At 38.9% G+C, this 23759-nt stretch carries 23 protein-coding genes and 3 riboswitches; of the genes, 12 read left to right on the top strand and 11 right to left on the bottom strand.

Annotation, left to right across the window (positions count from 1 at the left end):
• The first annotated feature begins 104 nt into the window (after window positions 1-104).
• Entirely contained in the window at window positions 105-1247 is a 1143-nt protein-coding gene (locus MN204_RS17590; protein WP_249872398.1) for a plasmid pRiA4b ORF-3 family protein, read from the top strand.
• Window positions 1248-1359: 112 nt separating this feature from the next.
• Here MN204_RS17590 and MN204_RS17585 read toward each other — a convergent pair whose 3' ends face one another.
• Window positions 1360-1797, bottom strand: a complete 438-nt coding sequence (locus MN204_RS17585; protein ID WP_249872397.1) for an SRPBCC family protein — start codon at window positions 1795-1797, stop codon at window positions 1360-1362.
• Window positions 1798-2211: 414 nt separating this feature from the next.
• On the opposite strand from MN204_RS17585, the gene MN204_RS17580 reads away from it, so the two are divergent.
• Entirely contained in the window at window positions 2212-3042 is an 831-nt protein-coding gene (locus tag MN204_RS17580) for a glycosyltransferase family 8 protein (protein WP_249872396.1), read from the top strand.
• 454 nt (window positions 3043-3496) lie between these two features.
• On the opposite strand, the gene MN204_RS17575 is transcribed toward MN204_RS17580, so the two are convergent.
• On the bottom strand, window positions 3497-3973 hold the full coding sequence (locus MN204_RS17575; RefSeq protein WP_249872395.1) for a DinB family protein: 477 nt from the start codon (window positions 3971-3973) through the stop codon (window positions 3497-3499).
• 245 nt (window positions 3974-4218) lie between these two features.
• On the opposite strand from MN204_RS17575, the gene MN204_RS17570 reads away from it, so the two are divergent.
• Complete coding sequence (locus MN204_RS17570) at window positions 4219-4983, top strand: SDR family NAD(P)-dependent oxidoreductase (protein WP_249872394.1); 765 nt, start codon at window positions 4219-4221, stop codon at window positions 4981-4983.
• Window positions 4984-5033: 50 nt separating this feature from the next.
• Here the strand turns inward: MN204_RS17570 and MN204_RS17565 are convergent, their stop codons facing one another.
• On the bottom strand, window positions 5034-5696 hold the full coding sequence (locus tag MN204_RS17565) for a GntR family transcriptional regulator (RefSeq protein ID WP_249872393.1): 663 nt from the start codon (window positions 5694-5696) through the stop codon (window positions 5034-5036).
• Between the two features lie 122 nt (window positions 5697-5818).
• Entirely contained in the window at window positions 5819-6598 is a 780-nt protein-coding gene (locus MN204_RS17560; RefSeq protein WP_249872392.1) for a Cof-type HAD-IIB family hydrolase, read from the bottom strand.
• A gap of 425 nt (window positions 6599-7023) precedes the next feature.
• On the opposite strand from MN204_RS17560, the gene MN204_RS17555 reads away from it, so the two are divergent.
• The 5 genes from MN204_RS17555 to MN204_RS17535 all read left to right on the top strand — a co-directional run bounded on the left by MN204_RS17555 (window position 7024) and on the right by MN204_RS17535 (window position 13370).
• Window positions 7024-8226 (top strand): CynX/NimT family MFS transporter, encoded by a 1203-nt coding sequence (locus MN204_RS17555; RefSeq protein WP_249872391.1) that lies wholly within the window; start codon window positions 7024-7026, stop codon window positions 8224-8226.
• Between the two features lie 166 nt (window positions 8227-8392).
• Window positions 8393-8659, top strand: a complete 267-nt coding sequence (locus MN204_RS17550) for a DUF1292 domain-containing protein (protein WP_249872390.1) — start codon at window positions 8393-8395, stop codon at window positions 8657-8659.
• A 445-nt stretch (window positions 8660-9104) separates the two neighbouring features.
• Window positions 9105-12419, top strand: a complete 3315-nt coding sequence (locus tag MN204_RS17545) for an ATP-binding protein (RefSeq protein ID WP_249872389.1) — start codon at window positions 9105-9107, stop codon at window positions 12417-12419.
• A complete protein-coding gene (locus MN204_RS17540) occupies window positions 12409-13119 on the top strand; it encodes a response regulator transcription factor (protein ID WP_249872388.1) in 711 nt (236 codons plus the stop codon). Before MN204_RS17545 ends, MN204_RS17540 begins: the two co-directional genes overlap by 11 nt.
• An 86-nt stretch (window positions 13120-13205) precedes the next feature.
• The gene (locus MN204_RS17535) at window positions 13206-13370 is read left to right on the top strand and encodes an anti-repressor SinI family protein (protein ID WP_249872387.1); all 165 of its coding nucleotides are present in this window, start codon (window positions 13206-13208) and stop codon (window positions 13368-13370) included.
• A 71-nt stretch (window positions 13371-13441) separates the two neighbouring features.
• Here MN204_RS17535 and MN204_RS17530 read toward each other — a convergent pair whose 3' ends face one another.
• Together MN204_RS17530 and MN204_RS17525 are read right to left on the bottom strand one after the other, a co-directional pair.
• Window positions 13442-13996 (bottom strand): DUF6155 family protein, encoded by a 555-nt coding sequence (locus tag MN204_RS17530; RefSeq protein ID WP_249872386.1) that lies wholly within the window; start codon window positions 13994-13996, stop codon window positions 13442-13444.
• Complete coding sequence (locus MN204_RS17525; RefSeq protein WP_249872385.1) at window positions 13974-14378, bottom strand: hypothetical protein; 405 nt, start codon at window positions 14376-14378, stop codon at window positions 13974-13976. Before MN204_RS17525 ends, MN204_RS17530 begins: the two co-directional genes overlap by 23 nt.
• Before the next feature lie 421 nt (window positions 14379-14799).
• A riboswitch (glycine riboswitch) is annotated at window positions 14800-14891 on the top strand.
• A 2-nt stretch (window positions 14892-14893) separates the two neighbouring features.
• Window positions 14894-14970: riboswitch (glycine riboswitch) on the top strand.
• Window positions 14971-15017: 47 nt separating this feature from the next.
• Between MN204_RS17525 and MN204_RS17520 the strand changes: the two genes are divergently transcribed.
• Both MN204_RS17520 and MN204_RS17515 read left to right on the top strand, forming a co-directional pair.
• Complete coding sequence (locus MN204_RS17520) at window positions 15018-15620, top strand: trimeric intracellular cation channel family protein (RefSeq protein WP_249872384.1); 603 nt, start codon at window positions 15018-15020, stop codon at window positions 15618-15620.
• A 214-nt stretch (window positions 15621-15834) separates the two neighbouring features.
• Window positions 15835-16590: an Rv1352/Rv1906c domain-containing protein gene (locus MN204_RS17515; protein ID WP_249872383.1), complete on the top strand. Its 756-nt coding sequence runs from the start codon at window positions 15835-15837 to the stop codon at window positions 16588-16590.
• A gap of 401 nt (window positions 16591-16991) precedes the next feature.
• Here MN204_RS17515 and MN204_RS17510 read toward each other — a convergent pair whose 3' ends face one another.
• Window positions 16992-19295, bottom strand: a complete 2304-nt coding sequence (locus MN204_RS17510; protein WP_249872382.1) for a glycoside hydrolase family 3 protein — start codon at window positions 19293-19295, stop codon at window positions 16992-16994.
• A 430-nt stretch (window positions 19296-19725) separates the two neighbouring features.
• Window positions 19726-19821: riboswitch (guanidine-I (ykkC/yxkD leader) on the top strand.
• A 65-nt stretch (window positions 19822-19886) separates the two neighbouring features.
• On the opposite strand from MN204_RS17510, the gene MN204_RS17505 reads away from it, so the two are divergent.
• Both MN204_RS17505 and MN204_RS17500 read left to right on the top strand, forming a co-directional pair.
• Window positions 19887-20228, top strand: a complete 342-nt coding sequence (locus MN204_RS17505; RefSeq protein ID WP_249872381.1) for a DMT family transporter — start codon at window positions 19887-19889, stop codon at window positions 20226-20228.
• Window positions 20228-20542: a DMT family transporter gene (locus MN204_RS17500; RefSeq protein ID WP_249872380.1), complete on the top strand. Its 315-nt coding sequence runs from the start codon at window positions 20228-20230 to the stop codon at window positions 20540-20542. Before MN204_RS17505 ends, MN204_RS17500 begins: the two co-directional genes overlap by 1 nt.
• Before the next feature lie 256 nt (window positions 20543-20798).
• Here the strand turns inward: MN204_RS17500 and MN204_RS17495 are convergent, their stop codons facing one another.
• The 4 genes from MN204_RS17495 to MN204_RS17480 form a co-directional block, all read right to left on the bottom strand.
• A complete protein-coding gene (locus MN204_RS17495; protein WP_249872379.1) occupies window positions 20799-21137 on the bottom strand; it encodes a DMT family transporter in 339 nt (112 codons plus the stop codon).
• Between the two features lie 12 nt (window positions 21138-21149).
• Complete coding sequence (locus MN204_RS17490) at window positions 21150-21464, bottom strand: DMT family transporter (protein WP_249872378.1); 315 nt, start codon at window positions 21462-21464, stop codon at window positions 21150-21152.
• Between the two features lie 116 nt (window positions 21465-21580).
• Complete coding sequence (locus MN204_RS17485; protein WP_249872377.1) at window positions 21581-22318, bottom strand: HAD family hydrolase; 738 nt, start codon at window positions 22316-22318, stop codon at window positions 21581-21583.
• On the bottom strand, window positions 22311-23750 hold the full coding sequence (locus tag MN204_RS17480; protein WP_249872376.1) for a CehA/McbA family metallohydrolase: 1440 nt from the start codon (window positions 23748-23750) through the stop codon (window positions 22311-22313). Before MN204_RS17480 ends, MN204_RS17485 begins: the two co-directional genes overlap by 8 nt.
• Window positions 23751-23759 lie beyond the last annotated feature (9 nt).

Below are 23759 nucleotides of genomic sequence, written 5' to 3'. Positions count from 1 at the left end.
TCTGCCTCTTTCCACATTTTGTTATTAAACGATAAAACAAAATGATATAATCCTGTTAAACTGACTAGAGCGTTGCCTATAATTAATAATAAGGAGTTAAACCCATGCTTATCCAATGTACAAAAAAACTACTGGATTATTTAAAAGTAAATCCTATATCCCAGCAGGAAGAAGATCCTCTTTTCTCCTGGCATGCCAATTTAATGACCATAAACCGCAGAAAAGCAATTGTATTGGTAAATGATAATAATCGCTATGTTATTACTTTATATGGAGTAACAGCAAAGCATGTAAAGAAACTTGATACACTTATTTTAGAAAGCATCCAAAAAACGTTCCTGGCAGAAGGGATTAAGGAAGAAGTCATCGAACAATATATCCAGCACGCCCCGGATTTCACGTTTGCGAAAACAAAAGATAAGACATCTGTAGCCAGAATGAATAAATCTTGTGAAACAATCTATATTTGGAATGACTTATTGGATGATGATCATGTTGAACAACTAACGTTTAACAAGAAAGCAAGCCGCTATTTAATTACGAATGGCAAAAATAATTATATTTATCCTAATCAGCAATTATATGTCAACCTTGAGGAATTCGCAGGTCAACCTGTCTTACAAACGAAAGCAGTAAGACTTCATGTGAAATTAAATTTAGAACGCGGCCATGTATTACGTAAGCTGACGGTTCCGCTTCGCTTCACTTTTCATCAGTTACATCGGACACTGCAAATTGCTTTTGACTGGGAAGATTACCATTTGCATGAATTCTATATTTATGATGATCAAACTACGGATGCAACAGACAGCGGATGGTCCACGAACTATCCTTCCTTTGGTCATGAGAAAAAGAAACTCATTCTAAATCTTGTTTCCCAAGAAGAGACGTTAGACTATAAAAATGATATCCCCGTGAAGCTAGAAAAGGGAATCCAACTGTCTACCTATCTTCCAACATATAAACATATGGATTACGTTTATGATTTTGGTGATGATTGGCTCCACCGTATAGAAGTCGAAGCAGTCATTGATGATTATGATAAAAATTATCCGATATGTATGGAAGGAGAAGGTAACACACCCCCTGAAGATGTAGGTGGCATCCACGGCTATGAAAGGTATCTAAATATCCTGGCAGATCCAGAACATCCCGAACACCGGCATATGCTGGAATGGGGTAAGGGACAAAGTAAAGAGAAGTTTGATTTGGAAAAGGTGAACAGGTTATTGAAAGCTGAATTCTAGTTTCCATCGCAATGAAAATGTTAACGGCCTAGACTTATTCTATAGATTGTTAAAAAGACCTGAGAAAATGTATCTCGGTCTTTTTAAATTTATTATTGTGAGTGGCTTCAAATTAGTCCCGTTCATCTTCCTCTAATATCTTTTTCAATACCAGTAAGTTTTGATTGACTTCTTTCTTTATTTTTCTTTTAAAAAGGTTAACCATTAAATGATTTGCGGAAGAGGCCAGTTCCATCGTATTCGTTAAAGATGTTCCTCTAAGAATGGGAGCTATTTCATATGATGCCTTATATGAAAACAATTTCCCAGTAGCTTCAAAAGATAGTTTCCTATTTGGAATATTATCTGTCAGGATAATTTCCTCGAAGACTTGTAAACCTACTTCTCTATGTAAATGGTAAAGCGATTGAGTTGCTTTTTCAGTTGAAGTTACTTTTGATATGCTTTTCACTGCATAATTCCATTTTGAAAAGTTCTCAGGCAGCTTTAGATATTCAAAAACATGTTCTACTTTAGCATGAATCACCAAACTATTACTAAAATGAATCACTTCATTTCCTCCTGTTTTTAAATTTAGGGACGAGCTCTCCAGACGTAGTCACTCATAATCAATAAAGTCTATCATTCTACTAATTATTAATCCTTCATCTTATGATTCATCTTCGTTCTCCCCATCTCCACCATCACTCTCCTCATCCCGTTCTTCTTTTAAATCAAAATACATTATTACCTTTAGACAAAATTCATTAAAAGCCCTTCATTTATTTCTAAACATTTTCACTAAAGATGATCAGAGTGTATTTAGGCACGATACATGTCCCACACTACTTTAATATGCTGAAAGGTTAGGTGACAGGCACCTTGAATTCATTAACGCTGTTAAACATTCGTCAATCCTTGTTTCATGATATAATTTTAATGACATCAAAGATTTGTAACTATAAGATTAGTAGAAAGGAACTCTATGAAGACACATATGAATATTCTAGTCACATTAAATTCGAATTACATAAATCCACTGAAAGTAATGCTAAAATCATTGTTTATGAATCACGAGAATGAAGCTTTCTCCATTTATCTCCTGCATTCAAGTTTAAAAGAGGAAGAGCTTTCTACAATAAAGGAATATGTAGAAGAAAATGGTCATCAATTAAACGAAATCACTATAAAAAGAGACTATTTCGCTGACGCTCCCGTCGTGAAACACTACTCTAAAGAAATGTATTACCGACTGTTGGCATTCAAGTTTTTACCTTCTGATTTAGATCGAATTTTATATCTTGATCCAGATATTATGATCATTAATGACATTCGGAGATTATATGATATAGATTTAGGAAATAAGCTTTTTGCTGCAGCCTATCATGACCGAGCATCTGTAAAAGAAATCAATAAGCTTCGATTGAAGGAATATGAAATCGAAGCTTATTACAATTCAGGTGTGCTTTTAATGAATCTAAAGCTTCAGCGTGAAAAAATTAACGAGCAGGAAATTTTTACTTTTGTGGAGGATAATAAGAAAAAACTTATTTTACCTGATCAGGATATCTTGAATGGACTTTACTCGAAACATATCCAAAACATCGATGAAATTTTCTTTAATTATGATGCACGGTTTTACCACTTCTATAAATTGACCAGCAAAAATAAAGTCGATATGAACTATGTCATTAAAAATACATCGATTATTCATTTTTGCGGTAAAAAGAAACCGTGGCATAAGAATTATTCCGGAAAATTTCATTCGTTATACAAGCACTATGAGAAAGCTGCTCATGGAGCGGAAGCATTGTAGTGTTAGGCGAGTATTTTATGGATTTCCACATAGATTTGATCTTAACTTTGCAAATAGGAGACGTTATGGAGAATTACCCCTTTCCCATTAAACAAACAAAATGACGTGTTCCATCCACGTCATTTTGTCGTTTGATTCAAGGACTGCTCATTTTCTCGAACTACAGTTTATTAATAACCATCTGCAGTTCTGTTTTACCACTAGCTCTTTCCATCATATACTTCAAGTCATCCATTTTTGACGTATGATCACTCAATAGTAAAATTTTTCATACTCCCCATGTTTATTTTTAAAACATTTACCAAACTACGTTACACTATATTCTTCCAATCACTTTCTTAACAACCAGATTTTTTCTTTTCCATTCTATTTATTTCTTTCATTTCCCAAGGCTGACCCCATATAAAAAGCCCAGTCCTAAGACTAAGCTTCCTTTTCTTCAGGATAACAGAAATCAGTAACCGCCCTGCTCTTTCGTTGGTCCCATTACCCCTGGAACATGCAAGCCTGCCTGACGTAATAGAACTGTCATCTGCCCGCGATGATGTGTTTGATGGAGAATTACGTCTCTTAAAATTGCGCCACGGGGGGTTAGCCTGCCGAATTGATCCACTTCCTCCACCATTTTTTCATCTGTCAGCTTCTCCTTGATCTCTTGAACCAGTTTTTCAGAAATCTCTTTATAGGTTTCTGGAATTACCGCTGCTTTCTTTGGTACAGATTCTTCTGAAGGAACGGTTACATCAAGTCCTACCAAACCAGCAAAAAAGGCCGTGCTTGTCGTAATGTGCCAGCCAAGCCAACCGAGTGTACTATGTCCCTCAACGATAGCTTGATCTAATTTATCATCTGTCAAAGATTCCAAAACCTGGATGGTACCTTTTGCAGAATGGGCCCAATCCTCTAAAAAGTCTTCTACTTTACGATACATGCTGATCACTCCCAATATTATTTCTAGTTATAGCCTACCCTTTTTGTTGAATTCCTTCAAATATAAGATAAAAAACTGTCTATACCCCTAGATTTTGTCCTACTTATATTTTGGAAGAGCTTTGCATTCTAGCATAACAAGCAATTTCATAGACTTATAATTATATATTATATATAATATATTTAAATGAAATAGAAAAAATTTTATTTTGTTTAAGACATCATAAAAATCAAGGGGGATTTAGAATGGGACGATTAACAGGTAAAGTAGCTATTATTACAGGTGCAGGTAGTGGTATGGGTGCAGCACAAGCTCGTCTATTTGCAAAAGAAGGCGCTAAAGTAGTTGGAGCTGATATGAACGTAGAAGGCCTCACAAAAGTAGTTGATGAAATTAAGGCCGATGGCGGCGATGCGATTGGAATTAAACTAAACATTTCTTCCCCGGAAGAATGGGAAAATGCTATTCATACCTCTGTAGAAACGTATGGTAAAGTAAATGTATTAGTAAACACTGCCGGAGTGGCTGGTCCATTTGTAGCAAAAGCACATGAACATGATCCAGATGAATGGGATAAACTTCTGGCAATTAACTTAAAAGGTGCCTTCCTCGGAAGCAAATATGCAATACCTGAAATGATTAAAGCTGGTGGGGGTTCCATTGTAACCGTTTCTTCTATCGCTGCTACACTTGGTGGACAAGGTGGTACTGGGTACGGTGCAGCTAAGGCAGGTTTAATCGGTTTAACGAAAAATATCGCTGTCGATTATGGAAAAGATAATGTCAGAGCCAATGTTATCTTACCAGGTCAAATCAGCACACCGATGTCTGCCGCACTAGAAACGGAAGAATCGAAGGAAGTAAAGCAATACTATTTAAATAAAACTCCATTAGGTCATTTTGGAGATCCTAGTGATATTGCTAATGCTGCATTATTCCTTGCATCTGAAGAATCTAAATTCATTACTGGCATTGACCTTTATGTTGATGGCGGCGTAATGGCCAACTAATTAAAAAGAGAGACAGCTGCAATAACGCTGTCTCTCTTTTTAGTTTTGATTTATGGCATTTTAAGGCTTAAGGATTGTCTCGTCAATATTTCAAACGCTTCTTTTGCCTGCTCGAAATTGGAATGGACAAGAGCGTCTACCAATGCTTCCAAATGCATATAACGCTCTTTTGTTTTGTCCACTTCACCCCACATCATTTGGGAATATGCATTAGTAATAAAGGTTATGTCAGAATAAAATTTGATAAATGCCTTATTTTCTGCAACGTCAAATATATAGCCACACAATCGATGTACCTTTACGACATATTGTAGTATATTATTTTCCAGTAACATTTCGTTTGCTTCCTTTAAATACTGTTTCAAATGATTACGTTTTTCATCATCCCACTTAGAGGCAGAATAATCGACTCCTAACCGAAATAATTCAATTAATGCATCCGTATAGTCACTCATTTCTTGTTCAGTTATCGATTTGACCCGTACCCCTTTTCTTGGTAACCTTTCGATAATCCCAGTATTTTGCAAAATATAGAACGCTTCCCGGACAGGAATATTACTAACATTTAGTTCTTTAGCAATTTCAGATTCAATCAGGCGTTTACCTTGCTGGACTTCACCTATAAATATCTTTGATAATATATAATTTGCAATTTGTTCAGGTAACGAATAATTTTTACCTTCCATTAATGAGGAGAAATTAAAACTTTCCACTATTTACACCTTCTATATAATATATAATAGTTAATATTATACTATTCCTCATCAAAATAGAAGCTTTTTTAGCCCTGTGTGAAGGACTTTACCTGAATTCTCATCTCACATCCCCTAAACCGTTACAACAGGCCTACCATTTTAAGTCCATGATACAAGCCATCCTCATCTACGGATTTCGTGACATATTTCGCAACTGATTTTATTTCCTCACTTGCATTTCCCATCGCTACGCTATGATGGATGTCCGTAAGCATTTCCCGATCATTGAGGCCATCCCCAAAAGCATATTGTCTTTCTCTTGGAAAGCCTAGCTTCTGAACAATTTTTTCAATCCCTTCAGCTTTCGAGCCCCCGGCCGGCAGCACATCGACTGCGACCGGATGCCATCTTATAATATCAAAGTCTTTATACTTTTCTTCATATTGCTTTTCTTCCCCTTCTGTACAGAAAAGGAGTGTCTGATAGATGGCACGGTCTTTATAATAATTCGGATCATGTGTCGGAAAACGATCGATTTTTAACGTGCTAATACTTTCTGTAATATAGTCATGATCCGGGACATTCGTTGTCATGTCCTCGTGATCCATAAAAACAACCGGGTGCTCATTTTCAAGTGCCTCATCAGTTAATTTTTCAAGGGAAGAAAGGTTTAATCCATTTGTATGGATAACCTCGTCATTCAGTACAACATATTGCCCATTGTAGCTAACATAGGTATGTATATCCAATTCTTTTCGCAAATCCTCAAACATAAACGGTGCACGCCCTGTTGCGATTGCCACCTCATGTCCAGCTTCCTTTAACGTAAAAATAGCCTTTTTTGTCAAGTCAGGCAATTTTTTATCGTGATTCAGCAATGTTCCGTCTATATCAAAAAAAATAATACTTCTTTCCGTCATTCTAACGCCAACTTTCCATGTAATTAATAAGTCACATCCATTCTAGCGCAAAATGAAGCAGATGGACAGAAAAGCTGTTACATAATCTCATGTTTCACTTATGCTTTTAAATTTGTAAAGGTAAATGAGTGCAAAACGATACCTCTTCCCCGTCACTTTGACTACTATTGTTGCAGGTCGTTAAGACAGAAAATGTCCCATTCCATTATCAGCTTTTCCGTTGTGATAGAATAGGAGTGAACTTTATGTAAATAGTAGATATTTTATTAACCAATAAAATTGTATCGTTGATTTATTTGAGCTAAATTTTTATTATCTCGTGCTTCATTAAACGAAATTTAAAACAATGTTAAGACTAGAAAGGTGCATATTTCAAGTTGGAAAGAAAATGGTCCTGTATGGCAGTGGAAAAGGAGTTAACTAACGTGGAATTGAACAATGCATCTCAGCAAGGTAGAAAGCTGGATCAAATCTTATTATTTATTGGCGTCATTATCATTGCATTTAATTTAAGGCCAGCGATTACTTCCGTTGGCCCGCTTATCGCCATCATTCGGGATGATCTGGGTTTAGCAAATTGGAGTGCTGGTTTACTTACAAGTCTCCCTTTAATTGCATTTGCCGTCATGTCTCCTGTTGCACCGAGCCTGGGAAATCGCCTGACAAACGAGCGGGCGATGTTGATGGGAATGGGTTTATTACTCGTTGGAATCAGTATTCGTTCGGTTTCCGTAATTCTAATGGTTTTTTTAGGAACTTTTTTAATCGGAATAGGAATTGCTGTCTTAAATGTACTTCTACCAAGTTTAATTAAGGATAAATTCCCGAATCGTGTTGGCTTGATGACGAGTGTTTATTCAACTGCAATGGGAATCATCGCTGCAACCGCAACTGGATTAAGTGTTCCTCTAGCTAGTGGATTGGGTTTAGGATGGCAATTTGCATTAATTATTTGGGTTACCCCCGCTATCATCGGCATACTAATTTGGATTTATCTTTCCAAAAAGAAAAATACCGATTACCAAATAGAAAGCCGCTTTATCCAAACGATTAACAGCAATGTTTGGCATTCGCCTCTCGCATGGCAAATCGCACTGTTCATGGGGTTTCAGTCCTTTCTCTTTTATGTGACGATATCGTGGTTGCCGCAGATTCTGCATGACTCTGGTGTATCCATGGCAACAGCAGGATGGATGCTATCCTTTGCACAGTTTATCGGATTACCGGCAAGTTTCCTCGTCCCTGTCATTGCAGAGAAATTCAAATCACAACGAGGGATTGTACTCGTTCTAAGCATTTTTTCCATTGGAGGCTATAGTGGATTACTATTCGGAAAATCTTATGCGCTGACAGTCATCAGTATCATTCTGATTGGCATTGCTCTCGCTGGAAAATTCGCTTTGGCATTAGCCTTCTTAGGCTTGCGCACACAGACAGCGAGACAAGCTGCACAACTGTCCGGCATGGCACAGACATTAGGTTATATCCTCGCAGCAATCGGTCCGATATTTATTGGATATCTCTTTGACCTAACCGGATCATGGACCATACCAATCATAACAATTATTATCGTTGCTTGCTTTGTAACGCTATTTGGCTTTGGAGCAGGACGGAATAAATTTGTTTAATTGGATGGGACAAGTTGCTAGTTCTGATTTATCGGCGGATTGGAAGCATTTATGGGCGCGTTTTTAATTTTTTTCGGCGAATTAGTTGCATGAATCGCTTAAATAAAGTAAAACTAAAGAAAAAGAATGTGGGACAAGCGCCTATATTCCGATGGAGGGTAATGATATGGATAAAATTGAAGTTGGTGAAGTTTTTACAATTGTCGATGAGCTTGATGAAGATCAGGAAGTTGAAGTACTGGCAAAGGTTACATTGGAAGGCACAGACTATGTGGCTGTCAGCTTTTTAGAGGACGTACAGGCGGAGAGCGAAGAAGACATCGATGTATTTTTCCTTAAAATTGATGATGATGGCGAGCTATCGGCAATTGAGACAGATGAGGAATTTGATAAGGTCTCTGAAGCTTTTGATGAGATTTTAGAAGAGGAATAAACAACAGGGCAGTTATTTCCTGAACGACAGGAGATGATTGCCTTTTTTTGGCAACTAGGGCATTCGCCCAAAGGCATAGGCAGTTACCAAGTTTTCTAATGTAAAGTGCTGACTCCCATCTCCCTTTTCCATCACATTTGTTACTGTGGAGATGAGACAATAAGCTAGCTTTTACAATTAAATTGATATAAAAGTAGCCAAGAATCCACAAGAATAGTTGATTCTAGACTGTTTCTGGCTTATCAAAGTTATTACTGGTCCTTCTCCATTTATTTACCTCCTGAATAACCGATCCCCCCTTGCTGTATACAAATATTTTTTCAGAAGAGTACGAATTCACTATATTTATTAACAACCATCTAGTATATTAGACTTATAGAAAAGTGTTTTTTTTAGCAAGTAAAGTTTTGCGTATAAAGACTTAGGAGTTGCCAAGTTTTCTAAGGTGGTGGAGAGAATTCGTACTTTCATAACAACGGCTTCAACTGTTTTATTTATGCTTTTCCTTTTTCCCCTTGTTCAAGTGGAAGCCTCCACTGTCATACAATTAGAAGAAGGAAAAACGCATTATCAGCTCAGTCCGATGGTGGAACTTTTGGAGGATCAGGAAAAAAAGTGGGACATTGATGATGTGGCAAGCGGTAGATTGGATAAACAATTCTTTCAATATAATGGCAATGTACCGAGCTTTGGTTATACCTCCTCAACCTACTGGGCACGAATCACCTTTGAAAATAATTCTTCGGAAACGGCATGGTTATTGGAAATTGACTACCCGCCCCATGATTTGATTCGTCTCTATATACCAACAGAAGACGGGACTTTCCATGTACGTGAAACCGGGGATTTATTGCCATTTTCCTCAAGAGAATTACCTCACCGTAATTTCGTTTATCAACTGGATATTGCTGAAGGAGATAGCCAAACCTTCTTGATTGAGTTCAATACAGAAGGTTCTATGCAATTGCCTATAGCACTGATGTCAAAAGAAGAATTCCATCAAAAAAGCCTATTGGAATACCTGATTATGGGACTGTATTATGGATTTGGCCTAATCATGATTTTGTATAGCTTGTTTTTATTCGCTTCCCTTCGCTTCACCAGTTATTTGTGGTATGCCGGTTTTATTTTGATGCTGATGCTTGTTCACTTCACATTAAATGGGCTCTCCTATCAGTATATTTGGCCCGAAATGAGTTGGTGGAATAACCGTGCTATCCTGTTTTTTATAGCAGGAACGAATTTCTTTTCATTATTGTTTACAAAATCTTTTCTGAATACCAAAACATATACGCCAACGTTTAACAAACTGATTAATTGGTATATGATCCTGCAACCAGTTCTGATTATCATCTTATTGATAAGTTATGAAGTGGCACTCGATTTAATTATGCTCGCAACAATTGGTTTGGTTGGGATTGTAATCACAGTAGCAATGTTATGCTGGAGGAGAGGATACCACCCAGCGAAATTTTTCGTTTTCGGCTGGACGGTTTTTTTAATAGGTGTGATGGTCTCCTCGATTGCTGATATGGGACTGATTCCAATTACATTTGTTACAAAATATGCTTCCCAATTAGGCTCGGCATTTGAAATTATTTTGTTTTCACTTGCCCTCGGCGCAAAAATTAAAGCCTTGCGTCTAGAAAAGGATGCAGCTGAGCAGCAAGCCCGGAAAAGCCAACAGCTTGCGGTAAAGCATTTAAAACAAGCCAACAAGTTAAAAGACGAATTCCTTACAAACACTTCTCATGAATTACGAACACCATTGCATGGAATTATCGGAATTGCACAATCTTTACGGGATAGTCAAGGAATCGATGAACGAGTAAAACAAAATCTTTCCTTAATTATTTCCAGCGGGGAAAGACTAACCCATTTAATTAACGACCTTCTTGATGTCTCTAGACTAAATCACAATGAAATCGCTCTGCAAATTAAGCCGATCATGCTTAGAGACATGGCTGAGGTTATCTGTACGGTTTCCGCTTCGTTAACAGCAGGCAAACCAGTTACCATACAGAATCTGATTCCCGAGGAACTCCCTACTGTCGCTGCTGATGAAAATCGACTTCAACAAATCATGTACAATCTGGTTGGAAATGCAATCAAGTATACCGATATAGGTGAAGTTATTCTGTCCGCTGAAGCCGGCATGGAAGAAATTATCGTAACTATTAAAGATACAGGAATAGGCATTTCAAAAGAGGATATGGATGATATCTTTGACAGCTACAAAAGAGGAAAGAATCTGACTGATCGTTCTTCTATTGGTACCGGTTTGGGACTAAGTATTACGAAGCAGCTATTGGAGTTGCATGGTGGAGAGATTGTCATCGAATCAACTCTCGGTGAAGGAACGACCGTTTCCTTTTCCATTCCACTCTACAAAGAAGCGGAAGATTTTTCACAGGTACCTTCTTTATCCCCACTGCATAACGTGCATACAGATGTGATCCGCTATGAAGTCGCAACACGGGACTTTGACGAGGTTTCGCCCGGGAAAATCCTGATTGCAGATGATGAAGCAGTAAATATTCGCGTCTTATTAAACCAGTTATCAATGGTTGGTTATGAACTCGTTGTCGCATATGACGGGGAAAGAGTGCTGGAGTTGCTTGCAGATGATCGTTCATTTGACCTTGTGATTCTCGATGTGATGTTGCCAAAGAAATCCGGATTTGATGTAGCTAAAAAAATTAGAGAACAATTTTCTTTGACGGAACTCCCTATTCTCATGTTGACTGCACGATCACAAATGGAGGATATTGTAACCGCTTTTGATGCAGGCGCTAATGATTATTTGACCAAGCCAAGCTCTAAAGAAGAACTGCTGGCACGTGTGAAGACGCTTCTATCATTAAAACTTGTAATGGAAGAAGTGAAGGCTGTCAACAAGCAGCTTCACCTGTTGAATCAATCGCTTGAAGAGCAGGTAATAACACGTACAGAAGAACTGGAAATCAAGTCCGAGCAGCTAAGTCGGGTGGACAGCGCAAGAAAGCAGTTGATGTCCAATATTTCTCATGAGCTAGGAACACCACTCACCTCTGTTAAAGGCTATGTGAAGGCAATGCTTGATGGTGTGATTGAAGCGGATGACCGGAATTACTTAATGATTGTGTATCAAAAAATAGTATTTATTGATCGTCTCATTCAGGATTTATATGAGCTTTCCAGACTTGAGGCTAGACAAATGAGTTTCAAATGGCAGCAGTATACGATTAATGATTTGTTATCAAGCCTTTTCAAAAAGTACGAATTGGATGTGAAGGCACATGCTATTCGGTTTGAGCTTCATATCCACTTGCAGGAAACCGAACGTTCCGATATAGTGACCATTGATGTTGACCGACTAGACCAGGTAATGCACAATCTCATTTTCAATGCAATTCGATTTACAGAGAAATCCGGGTTGATTGCAGTAGATATAAAGAAAATCACGGAGCTGCATCCCAATGGTGAATCCGCATTTCAATTAACAACAGATGGCCCTTTTTTACAGATAAGTGTCCGTGATAACGGAAAAGGAATGGCAAAAGAGGCAATCAAACATATTTTTGACCGGTTTTACCAGGAAGAAAAAGCCGCATCTGGGCATACCAATACAGGTCTCGGTCTTTCCATTTCAAAAGAGATAATTGAATATCATCAAGGATACTTATGGGCAGAAAGTAATGTTGGTGTGGGTAGTACATTTCATTTTATTCTACCATTGTTCCAAAGCAGTTCCCCTGGAGGTGAACCGATTGAAGCATGAAACGATATTGATTGTGGAAGATGATGCAGATATTCGGCATTTGCTTGAGCTATATTTGGTACAAGAATATAGAGTCATTCTGGCAGCCGATGGAAATCAGGCAATCGAAGCTGCAAAATTAGAAGAACCGGATCTCATTCTATTAGATGTTATGCTACCGGAAAAAGACGGTTTGGAAGTTTGTAAAGAAATCCGTTTGTTCAATGAAAATGTACCGATTTTATTTTTAAGTTCAAGAAGTGAATACGAGGATCGAATTGTCGGGCTTGAGGCTGGTGCCGATGATTATATTACAAAGCCCTTTGACCCAGGAGAAGTACTGGCAAGGGTGAAGGCACATTTACGAAGAAAAGAAATTGCATCACGTCATAGTGAAGAAACGAGGACAACGCTTCAATTTGGCGAGCTGGAAATTAATCTGGATGAATACACCGTTTTCCGGAATGGAGAACGACTGCAATTGTATACAAAGGAGATCCAGCTCCTTATTTTTCTTGTGACCCAACCGAATCAAGTATTCTCGATTGAACAGCTCTATGACCACATTTGGGGAGAGGATAAGTACGGTAATTATCAGACGGTTAAAGTTCATATCAGCAATATGCGTAAAAAAATAGAACAAAACCCGGCAAAACCGAAATTCATCCAGACAGTCAGAGGTTTTGGGTATAAATTCTCATCAGAAAATTTAAAAATATAAATTTTTTAAACCTGTTTTTAACCTTTTCCTAATAAACTAAGACCATACTTATCAGAGATAACTTTTTTCGGGAAGGGTGAATCGTAATGGCTGTGTCTCCACAAGGAATAACAGATAAAACGGAACTGGATCAGGAATGGATAGCATTGATACAACAAGCAAAACAAATTGGCCTAACAACCGAAGAAGTCCGCACTTACTTACAAGGGTGCCTGTCACTCCCCGAATATCGGCGGATTTTATCGAATTAAAATAGTAAAAGCCATAGCTCAGGTAAGCTTTGGCTTTCTTTGTTTTTAAGCTGTCATGGACAGACGGAATATTACGATTCTTCTTCCAACCAGCTGATGGAATCATAGTAATCAGTCAATCCATGATGATATCCCCAACCGATTCCTTCTGATTCAGCAACAACCTCATATAAACGATCACGAAATTTCATAAATAATTCTCTGTCCTTTTCACACTCGACTATGACATTATGATATACAGATAGCATACTATCGTAAAATCTCCCATCAATATCACCGTACGCATTGGTGAATTCCGTACCTGTTTCCACATAATACAACATCAGACTTATCGTATTTTCATGATCACCTGTTACCTTTTTAAAGTCTGTTATTGCTTTCTTAGCTTTGGCCAAACGCATTTTACCAAAACCTTTTGTAGGAAAAAATTCATTCAATATCTCTTTTTGTGCCTTCTCATATAAAATGGAAACAGTATCTTCCCGATTCATTTTAACTGCGAGATAATCCTGTACATCTTCGTTTAATTTATAAAGATCTGTAATCAATTGGATTAACTCCTTCTGATCGTATCCTTTCAATTCCTTCTTTAAATCTGAAATTTTAAGTTTTGCCTGAGCTCCCATAATCCCTTCCCCCTTTTTTTGTAACATTGCGCTGCAAATAGTGCGTAGAATACATTTCTTCTACATAAGACTTACCATTTTTAGAGAAACGCAGTACTCGTTTTGGACCTTTTCCCCAAGACTTGTATACAGTATGTGATGGTTTTAGGTTCTTCTCACCTGCAAATTTCTTAAGGGTAATTAGAACGTAATTCATTTTAGCCAAATTACCGATCATGACCCGTTCTAGATAAGGAATTCGCTTCAAACGCCAATCATTTACCTGTTTATCTGTTAGTCGTTCCATCTTCATAAGAAGGTCCACCACACTGATATACCCTTTCTCATGAAGCAGGTCACCAGCATATCTATATACCTGTTGTTCTATCTTTTTTTTGCTCATAATCTACCACTCATTCTATATATTCAAGTCCACATCGTCTAATAAATTCGATTGCTTCATTATTCTATTAAAATCGCTTTCGGCCAATTGTTTTTACGCCTTTAATAATTCCTCTATCAAAACTCTTTCAAAACAACAAGAGTGTAAACCACTTAGTCTCAAACATGTAATCCATTATATAGTAACTGACTGTAATCATAAAGATTAATATCAACGAGTAACGTTTATGATAGGATCCGTTTTCGTACAACAGCGAATTCAAGAAAGGAAGCGTTAATTCGAGATAAATTCCCTACCAAAATATGAAAGCTATATTCCAAAAATCACATACTTAAAAATTAGAATGAAAAGTCATGATTTTTCCCATTGACAAATAGAGTAGTCTTGCCCTACTGTATAGTTATAATATGAATACTTGCGGAAGACTGCTGTGGGAGAGAACGTAATACGTCACCGAAGGGGCAAATCTTATTTAAAGATGAATCTCTCAGGTAAAAAGACCATTGCAGGACGCTTCTCTGGAGAACGCTTCACACACCCACGGGGAACACCTTTTATCATTAGGTAAAACTCTCAGGTACAAGGACAGAGACAAAAATATTCTCTCTATTTTTACCAGCTGATGAAGGGGGTTTTTTTGTGGTTTGGGAAGTTTTAAATGTGGTCGGCACAATCGCTTTTGCAATGAGTGGGGCAATCATTGCATTGAAAGTGAAATACGATATTGTCGGTGCTTACGTATTGGGGTTAATTACTGCATTTGGTGGCGGGGCCCTCCGAAATCTTTTGATTGGTATCCCCATTGTTGAGATATGGCAGCAGACATCACTGTTTGTCATTGCGCTCATTACCATCACCATTGTTTTACTTTTGCCAAACTTGACTGTTCGCTGGCTTAGGGAGTGGAGTATCTTTGATGCCATTGGTTTGTCAGCATTCGCCGTGCAAGGTGCCATGCATGCTTATGCCAATAATTTGCCAATCTTGGCTATTATGTTTTCGGCAGCGATAACCGGTGCTGGTGGAGGAATCATCCGGGATGTCTTGGCACAACAAAAACCACTTGTTTTTCGCCAAGATATTTATCTATTATGGGCCCTCGTTGCCGGATTTATTATCGGTTTAGGCTGGGCTACACAACCTTATCAGCTCTATCTGTTATTTGGCCTTATTCTCGCACTGCGTATTTTATCCCATCGATTTGGATGGAATTTACCTTCAAGATCAGTGCATCGGATCTAAAGGGACTAGGTATCTTTATTCATTAACAGGCCATCATACCAACAGCGCTATACAAAACGTTGACCAGGACACCCGTTCTAATGCAGGACTCCTTTAAGAATTCACTCCTGCCAAGCGTCCCCCACCCTGGACACAGGTTTGCATACCATTTCTTATAGTATGAAGTTAACACGAAGTACTCGTGGAATACGTTATTACACAAAGGAGAATGGATATGGCTGAAAAAGCTAAAAAACCTTTTTATAAGAAATGGTGGGTATGGGGGATTGTGTTGTTGATTGTGATCATCGGAATATCGACAGGCGACAACGAGGAGTCGGATACAACAGTAGCAGGAACCAGTGACGAACAAGAAATGGAAACTGAAACGGTTGTGGATGAACAAGGTAATACGGCAGAAGAAGTTGATGGATCGGCGGCTGATGAAACAGATGAATTAGAAGAATCCACTGAACCGGTTGTAGAAGAAGAAACAAATGATGGGGCAACAATTGAGTCAGGTACGTATATAGTCGGCGAGGAAATTCCAGCTGGCGAATACTTGGTATTTTCTAATGGTATGGCGTATATCGAAAGCTCATCTGACAGCACAGGAAGTCTCGAAAGCATCATCTTCAATGATAATTTGATGGGTGACGCTCACAGTTATGTTACGGTAAAAGACGGAGAATATTTCAAATTGCAGGGTGGCTATATGTATCCGGTAAATGAAGCCCCTTCTGTCATTCCAGAAGATGGCGTTTATGAGGATGGCATGTACAAGGTTGGTCAGGATATTCCAGCCGGCGAGTATAAGGTACTGTTGAACCACAATGCAGCAGCCGGGATGGGATACCTGGAAGTGAGCTCTGACAGCAGCCATCAGCTTGGAAGCATTGTAACGAATGAGCTTGCCCAGGCAGACATGTATATCACCGTTTCTGAAGGGCAGTATTTGAAGCTCCAGGACCTTACTATCGAGACAGAATAAGTTAGGAAAGGTCAAATCTAATGAAAAAAGAACGGTTCTAGTGCTTCGTTCGAGGATGCACTAGAACCGTTCCTTTTCTTTTTCGCGCCAGGTAAAACGGGAGAACGTTCTATCTACTCGGGAGAGAGCATCCGCCATTCGGGAGAGCAACCACTCTACTCGGGAGAGAGCATCCGCCATTCGGGAGAGCAACTACTCTATTCGGGAGAGAGCACCTGCCAGACGGGAGAGCAACCGCTATACTCGGGAGAGAGCACCCCTCGATTAACTAGTAACTCGTCCATCACTTGTTATACTAATTGCTCATAAAACAGCATTCGTCCTCACTTCACATAAAAATGAAAAATCCCTATGGCAACATATTAAAACTGCCATAGGGATTTACTTTTATAAAATTTGTTTTACTGCCAGACTTCCAGCAGTTCAGTTGCATCTGCTTCCAGTTGGGCATGTGCTTCTTCGGATACGGATCCTTTTTGATAGTTTTGATCCAGTTTGTTGATGAATTTTTCTACGTGACTAATGACTTCTTCTGCTTCACCTTGCTGCTCAAAGTTTTCCACCGGGTTCAATAATGCCTGAAGGGAACGTGCCGTGCCTTTGTTGGCGAATGCTCCTTCAATCTCAAATTGGTCAATGGCTTCTTTGATATCGGATGCTTTCTTATAAGAAAGGCCGAAGTTCAAGGCATAATCATCACCAGCAGCATTTGTATAAGCATAGTCGAATGTTTCTGCATAGCCAGGTACGTCTGATGCATTATTTTCGACAGCATCTATATCAGCTGGAACAGTAAATGGAAGTTTCCCTGTCGGATTGTATTTGCCACGGATGACATCAACAATGGCATCTGGTGTCGTATTGAAAGTTGCCAATACAGCATCTGCACCTGGCTCAATTTCATCGATCAACCATGGATTTGTCATATTAACACCAAGAATGGTCGTTTCAACTATTTCCTGCAGTTCCAAAATGCGTTCTGAATCAATTCCTGTATCTGCATCCTTTTTCAATTCAATGGATGGTGGATCATCCTCGGTATCATCTGCTCTCCAGCTAAGAGAAGGCATCACTGTAAGAAAAGCATGTGTTGCTTCTTCAGGAGATTCCACGATATCAATAGATGGGTCAGCCAGTTTAATAGAATGTCCTAGTCCGGTGCTGGCTTCAGCTGCATCTTCTTCATCTTTCATAAATACTTCCACATACAACTTCATATCTTTTAATTCGTTATCAGAAATCGGCAATACTTGTCCAGTCTCTGCATGTCCATTTCTCAAGAGAACGATTGACTTGCGGTGCGCTTCATCTGCAAGTGCCTGTGAGGCCGGGTCATCTCCTATTTCCTGTGCTAATTCCGGATCAACATAAGGATTTTCGAATAATCCAAGTTGATAGATTTCTGTCAAAAGGAAGGAAATCGAATTGTCGATGGCAGCTTCCTCTACCAAACCTGTGTTGATTGCTTCAATAAGCGGTTGTACATTGGTTCCACCAGAGAACATATTTGTCCCTGCACTAATTGCTTTCGCATAGCGTTCAGGCTCGCTCAAATGCTCGACACCCCATGGACGGTCTCCATCGGAAATGATTCCAGTGTCAGAATTGACATAGCCCTTAAAGCCAAGCTCATCACGCAATAACCCTTGAAGCATACGCTCATTATAAGCAAAAGCGACTTCTTCAAACTGTTCGTTCTCACTGTACCAGAGATATTCCGGCAATTGAAGTGCGCTCGGCTCATTCACTGGCTTTGCATAATACGGCATGATTGACGTTGGTCCTGCCGCTATCGCTGCTTCAAACGGTGGCAGGTGGTAATTGTATAGGCTACCTTCCGTTGGATACTCATTTGTGTTCCCCCACACATGATGCGGGTCTGTGCCATCTACACGTGGACCGCCACCTGCGAAGTGTTTGATTGTCAGGGAAACACTGTTTTCATCCAGCTCGTCACCTTGGAATCCTTCCACAATCGCAGTCATCATATCTGCTACTAACTCCGGATCTTCTCCAAACGTACCATCTGTTCTCGTCCAGCGTGGTTCTGTCAGCAAATCAGCCATGTACCCATAAAGCTTATGCATACCGGCAGCACGCCATTCTTTTGCTGCAGTTTCAGCGAATTCCTTTACAAGCTCAGGATCCTGTGTCGCAGCAAGTCCGAGTTCCCCTGGCCACGTAGACAGCTGGCCTCCTGCTTCAGCATGACCATATGTCTGATTTGGATTAACATGGTTTCGTGGGTTGGATGTCATCACGACTGGAATCCCAAGTCTCGAAGCTTCTCCCAACTCCTGAAATTCATTATTGCGGGCAGCGAGATCCCGTGGTTCCGGATCATCACGTACAATGAAATACCGCAAATGATCTTCCTCGATTTTTACGCGGCTCGAAGTATTGTTAAAGGTAGAAATTAGCATTAATCCTGCTTTCTCTTCCACGGTCATTTGGGAAATCAGGTCACCCACACGGTCTTCCACCGGTAGTCTCCAATCTTCATATGCATCCACTACTCCATTTCCATTTAAATCCCTGAAAGATTGACCATCTACTGTTATGATTTCTTTCACCCTTGTTTCCACATTCGGGCTGTTTGTTTCCTCATCTGCAGCCCCATAAATCGGACCTGCAGGAGATATAGCCATAAGAGATACAAGTGAAACGATGCCTGCTTTTTTTAATTTCTTCCATTTTCGGTGCATGTTGTTCCTCCTTCGCTTTTTTCAAGTGTAAAACTGGACAATTACGGATAGTTTATTTGAAGATCCGGTTTTCTCCCCCCTTCATTTGATAAATAAGTTGGCACCATATGTTTCGGTGATAGCCTTATGTAGGTTGGCAAGCATTTGATAAAACGCTTACAAAAACCTTTAATTAATTTGGACATCAAACAAACTATATAGATTATTATAATTGTAAACGCTTTATTATTCAATATTTTTATCTGTAAATTCTAAAAAATGAGAGAATAGTCTAGTTTTCCTAAAAATCGTTGAACTGGAATTGATTCGAAAGTCATTGACAGTACTTAGCTGTGGTTCATTAGGTCTGGATTCACGATTGCTGATAAGCTCGGGTGTTATCTTTGAATAATTTTCTAGATACCTATATAATAATAATCAATTAAATAGTTACCTTGTTTTCTAGGGTTCCGCAACAAATGTTGGTCTGGTCCGAGAGAAAACACGCAGCTTTGCTGTGTCACGGAGGGATAAAAGCCCGGGAGAAACTTTAAGAGTGATCTTCTGAGGCTTTTTTGTTTTTTTAGAATGAAACATTCGGAGGTGTTTTTAATGAATTCAGGTTGGTTGAAAGTTTTTATTGCTGCTTTCTTTGAGGTTTTTTGGGTTATTGGTCTAAAACACGCTGATGATTTCTGGACTTGGTCTGGTACGATTATTTCTATCATTATCAGCTTCTATATTTTGATCATGGCAGGGAAAAAGCTTCCGGTTGGTACTGTCTATGCCGTTTTTGTTGGATTGGGTACTGCCGGTGTTGTTATTTCAGAGATTCTTTTCTTTGGAGAACCATTCAAGATTGAAAAAATTCTTTTCATTTTATTGTTATTAGCTGGTGTAATTGGTCTGAAATTAGTTACAAAGGATAATGTCGAAGAAGGAGCTGAGTCCTGATGGCGTGGTTTTCGTTAATCTTAGCAGGTTTATTCGAAATGGTTGGTGTGACAATGATTAACAAATTGCATAACGACCATAAGTGGCAATCGTTGGTTATGTTAATTCTCGGATTTGGTTTAAGTTTTGTATTTCTTGCCTATTCCATGAATACTATTCCGATGGGTACAGCATATGCTATCTGGACAGGAATTGGTGCATCTGGCGGGGCCATCGTAGGAATGATTCTATATGGCGAATCAAGAGACTGGAATAGACTTGTTTTTATTGGGATGGTATTAAGTGCTGCCATAGGTCTGAAACTTGTCTCCTAACAGGAAAATTTGTAGAAGCACCCCATTAAAAGGGAGACACTCGTTCATAATCGGGAGACCTCATGACACCTCCTTTCTCAAAAACGGATTAGAAGAAAAAACAGGAACCGACTCACATTTTAAGAGTCGGTTTCCTAGTTTTTCTCTTGTATAAAGCTTTTTAGCTGGACAATGTAGCCTGAAATTGTCCAGGTGTGACCCCATGAGAGAATTATATTTCCTAAAATCTTGATAAAGTTACCAAATAATAATTATTCTAATTAGAAGCAGGAGAACCGTCCCCATGCTTCCCCAGCAGCATGATGCCTATGATTACGATGGTTAGGCCGGTGAATTTAAGGATAGATGTACTTTCGTTAAATAGGAAAATGCCTAGAACTGTCGTTAAGATTGTTCCTAATCCTGACCAAACGGCATATCCAATCGACAGCGGGATCGTTTTTAAGGCAAAGCTGAAAAATGTAAATGCTACAAGATATCCGATTCCTACTGCAAGGGTTGGTAACAGAACGGTAAATCCGTTTGACAACTTTAACATGACAGAACCGACTACTTCAAAAAGGATGGCAACCATTAAAAATATAATTCCTTTCATATTCAATCACCTCTACTCCACTACATTCATCATCAGTAATCCAACCGTTAATAATGCAATCCCTATGTAAGCTTGTTTATTGATTTTTTCCTTAAAGATAAGCACACCAGCAATCGTCGTTAAAATCGTTCCTGCCCCACTCCAGGTTGCATACACAACGCCCAAAGGAAGGTACCGTAATGTTTTCGCAAGAAGATAGAAGGCCAAACCATATCCGATCAGTACACCAACGACCGGCAGAAATTTCGTAAATCCATTCGATACTTTTAATAGAATCGATCCACAAACTTCTAATACAATTGAAAATGCTAGTAGTAAATAAGCCATATAGCTTTCCTCCTTTTCTGAGATGAGTGGATGGATGTACGATACAAAGCATAGATAAAAGCTGCCAAACCAAAGGTCTAGCAGCTTTTTACTGCAATAGCTTCACTTTATTTAATTTACTGCTGAAGTTGTGGAAAACCTGGAATACGAAATCTACCATTGGTATCTATTAATTCTGCTACCGAATCGATTACGTATGGAGTGTATTGTTTCAACGTTTCTTCTGAACTGACACCTGATAGTACTCCGATACCGAACAGACCATGCTTGGAAAATTCCATATCAACCGAGGTGTCACCAATATGAATGATCTCATCGCTTTGCAAATTAAACTTTTTACAGAACACCTCCATCGCTTCGGCTCCTGGTTTTTTGTCGTACAAATCGGCTGTTCCCATAAAATCAACATAACGCTCAATACCAAGTTTTTGAATGGTATACTCCGTTACGTCCGCGTTATCTGCAGTAACGATGCCAACTTTTAATCCATTCTTCTTTAATTTTTTGAAGAGGGATGGAAGATCACAAATCGCTTGTATCTCATCGCTATTTTCGACGACCGATTGATAATAAAATTGATTGACTTGCTCGTGAATGGCATTTTTATCTGCACCCAACATGTTCGCAATGACATGTGCTAAATCTTCGGACGTTTTACCAGCTAAAATACTATCTTCTTTTACCTGATTTCCAGTTAAGCCAACTGCTGTTGCAATTTTTTGACTTGTTTCCTCTATATCTTTTTTCATATATTTACTTACAATCGAATGAATCATCGTATACGTAGAGTTGACCCAAAGGGAGTTGAATTCTACTAATGTACCATCTTTATCGAATAAAACACCTTTAATCATGAGGCAAAATTTCCTTCGTAATGGCAAGGAGCTGTCCCCAGGTTGTGATGGTTGGTTTTTTATCGTTGAAATAGATTGGATTAGAAAAGCCATAAAAACGGCCATCCTCGTATCTGACATCGACTCGAATCCAATGGTATTCCTGATCACTAAAGTTAAACGTATACTCCGATTGATTCCCATGTTCTTTTTTTATGATTGCTCCATCGACGATCCATTCAAAATAAATAGGGGTATCTGTATCTACAGATGCTTTCGCTGTCCCTTCTGTTACAGTACATTGATCACCTGAAATGAAGCTGTCGATAGAATACTGGATGAATGCTTCTCTTGAAACAACAACATTTCCTTGTTTCAAACCTTTGACAATTTGATCTGCTGATAACCCCTCACCATAGACGAACGTACCAGGGTCACCAATTAAGGATGGTAGCTTACTTCCCTCGTATGTCTCCGTCGGCTTCAAATGGGAATCCGATCCACCAATTCCAGTAATTCTGTAACCGTCATTGAGCAGAACATTCCAGGCTGTCAAAGCCATTTCTGTTGCCTTTTCATTATCAGGATAGGTTGGATCATTACAAATTTCAATCGAGTCGATTTGATCCAATGGTGTTTCCGTAAATAACCATTTCCATTCCGTTAAAAACGGGTGATTAATAGAAATGACGGCATTGCCATAATCACTTTGAATAATCCGTTTCATTCCCTCTTCCGTTTCCATATCAGCTAGTTTGTTATTGGAAAAAGGAGAAGTATCCGTAGCTAAGACGTTAAAATGTCCTTGTTGTGCAGTTACTTCCACACCAGGAATAACTAATATATCCTGTTTCTCATGCCATGAAGTTGGCACGATATTATGATCGGTAGCAACAAAAAAGTCTAAGTCTTGATGCTTGGCGCTAATCATATTTTCTTCTCTCGTCATTTGACCATCTGAATAAATCGTGTGTGTATGGAAATCTCCTTTATACCATTTGCTCTTTGATGGATAGATTTTCTTTGAATCGAAATCATTTAATTGAAAACGAGCACTGTTTTTATCTTGCCAAAAGATTTTATCCGCTATTAATTTCTGTTCTTCATTATATTGAATCGTAACTTTCGCTACCTGATGGTCAGATGCCAACGCTTCTTTCGTGATGAGAGCAAGATCAATCATCCATTCCCCCGATGGGAGGGGTCCGTATATCGTATAGGGACTTGTTTTGAACTTATCTTGATTAATTACGATCGTATTGGGAGATTTCCCCTTTAAATATTGCGCTCTTAACTCCTGTTGTTCGTCATAAACCATATAAGTAAGCCACATCTGCTGTTCCGTTTGTACGGTAATCGTTATGGAATGGACATGATCTGGAACGTGAAACGTGAATGGTTGGTTTAGACGATTCGTTGCTTTTGCTAGGACGATTGGTAATTCTATCGTCAATGTAATCAC

It is taken from the genome of Oceanobacillus saliphilus (genome assembly GCF_023522835.1).
Taxonomy (GTDB): domain Bacteria; phylum Bacillota; class Bacilli; order Bacillales; family Amphibacillaceae; genus Oceanobacillus; species Oceanobacillus saliphilus.
This window is presented reverse-complemented; position numbering and strand designations above follow the sequence as displayed.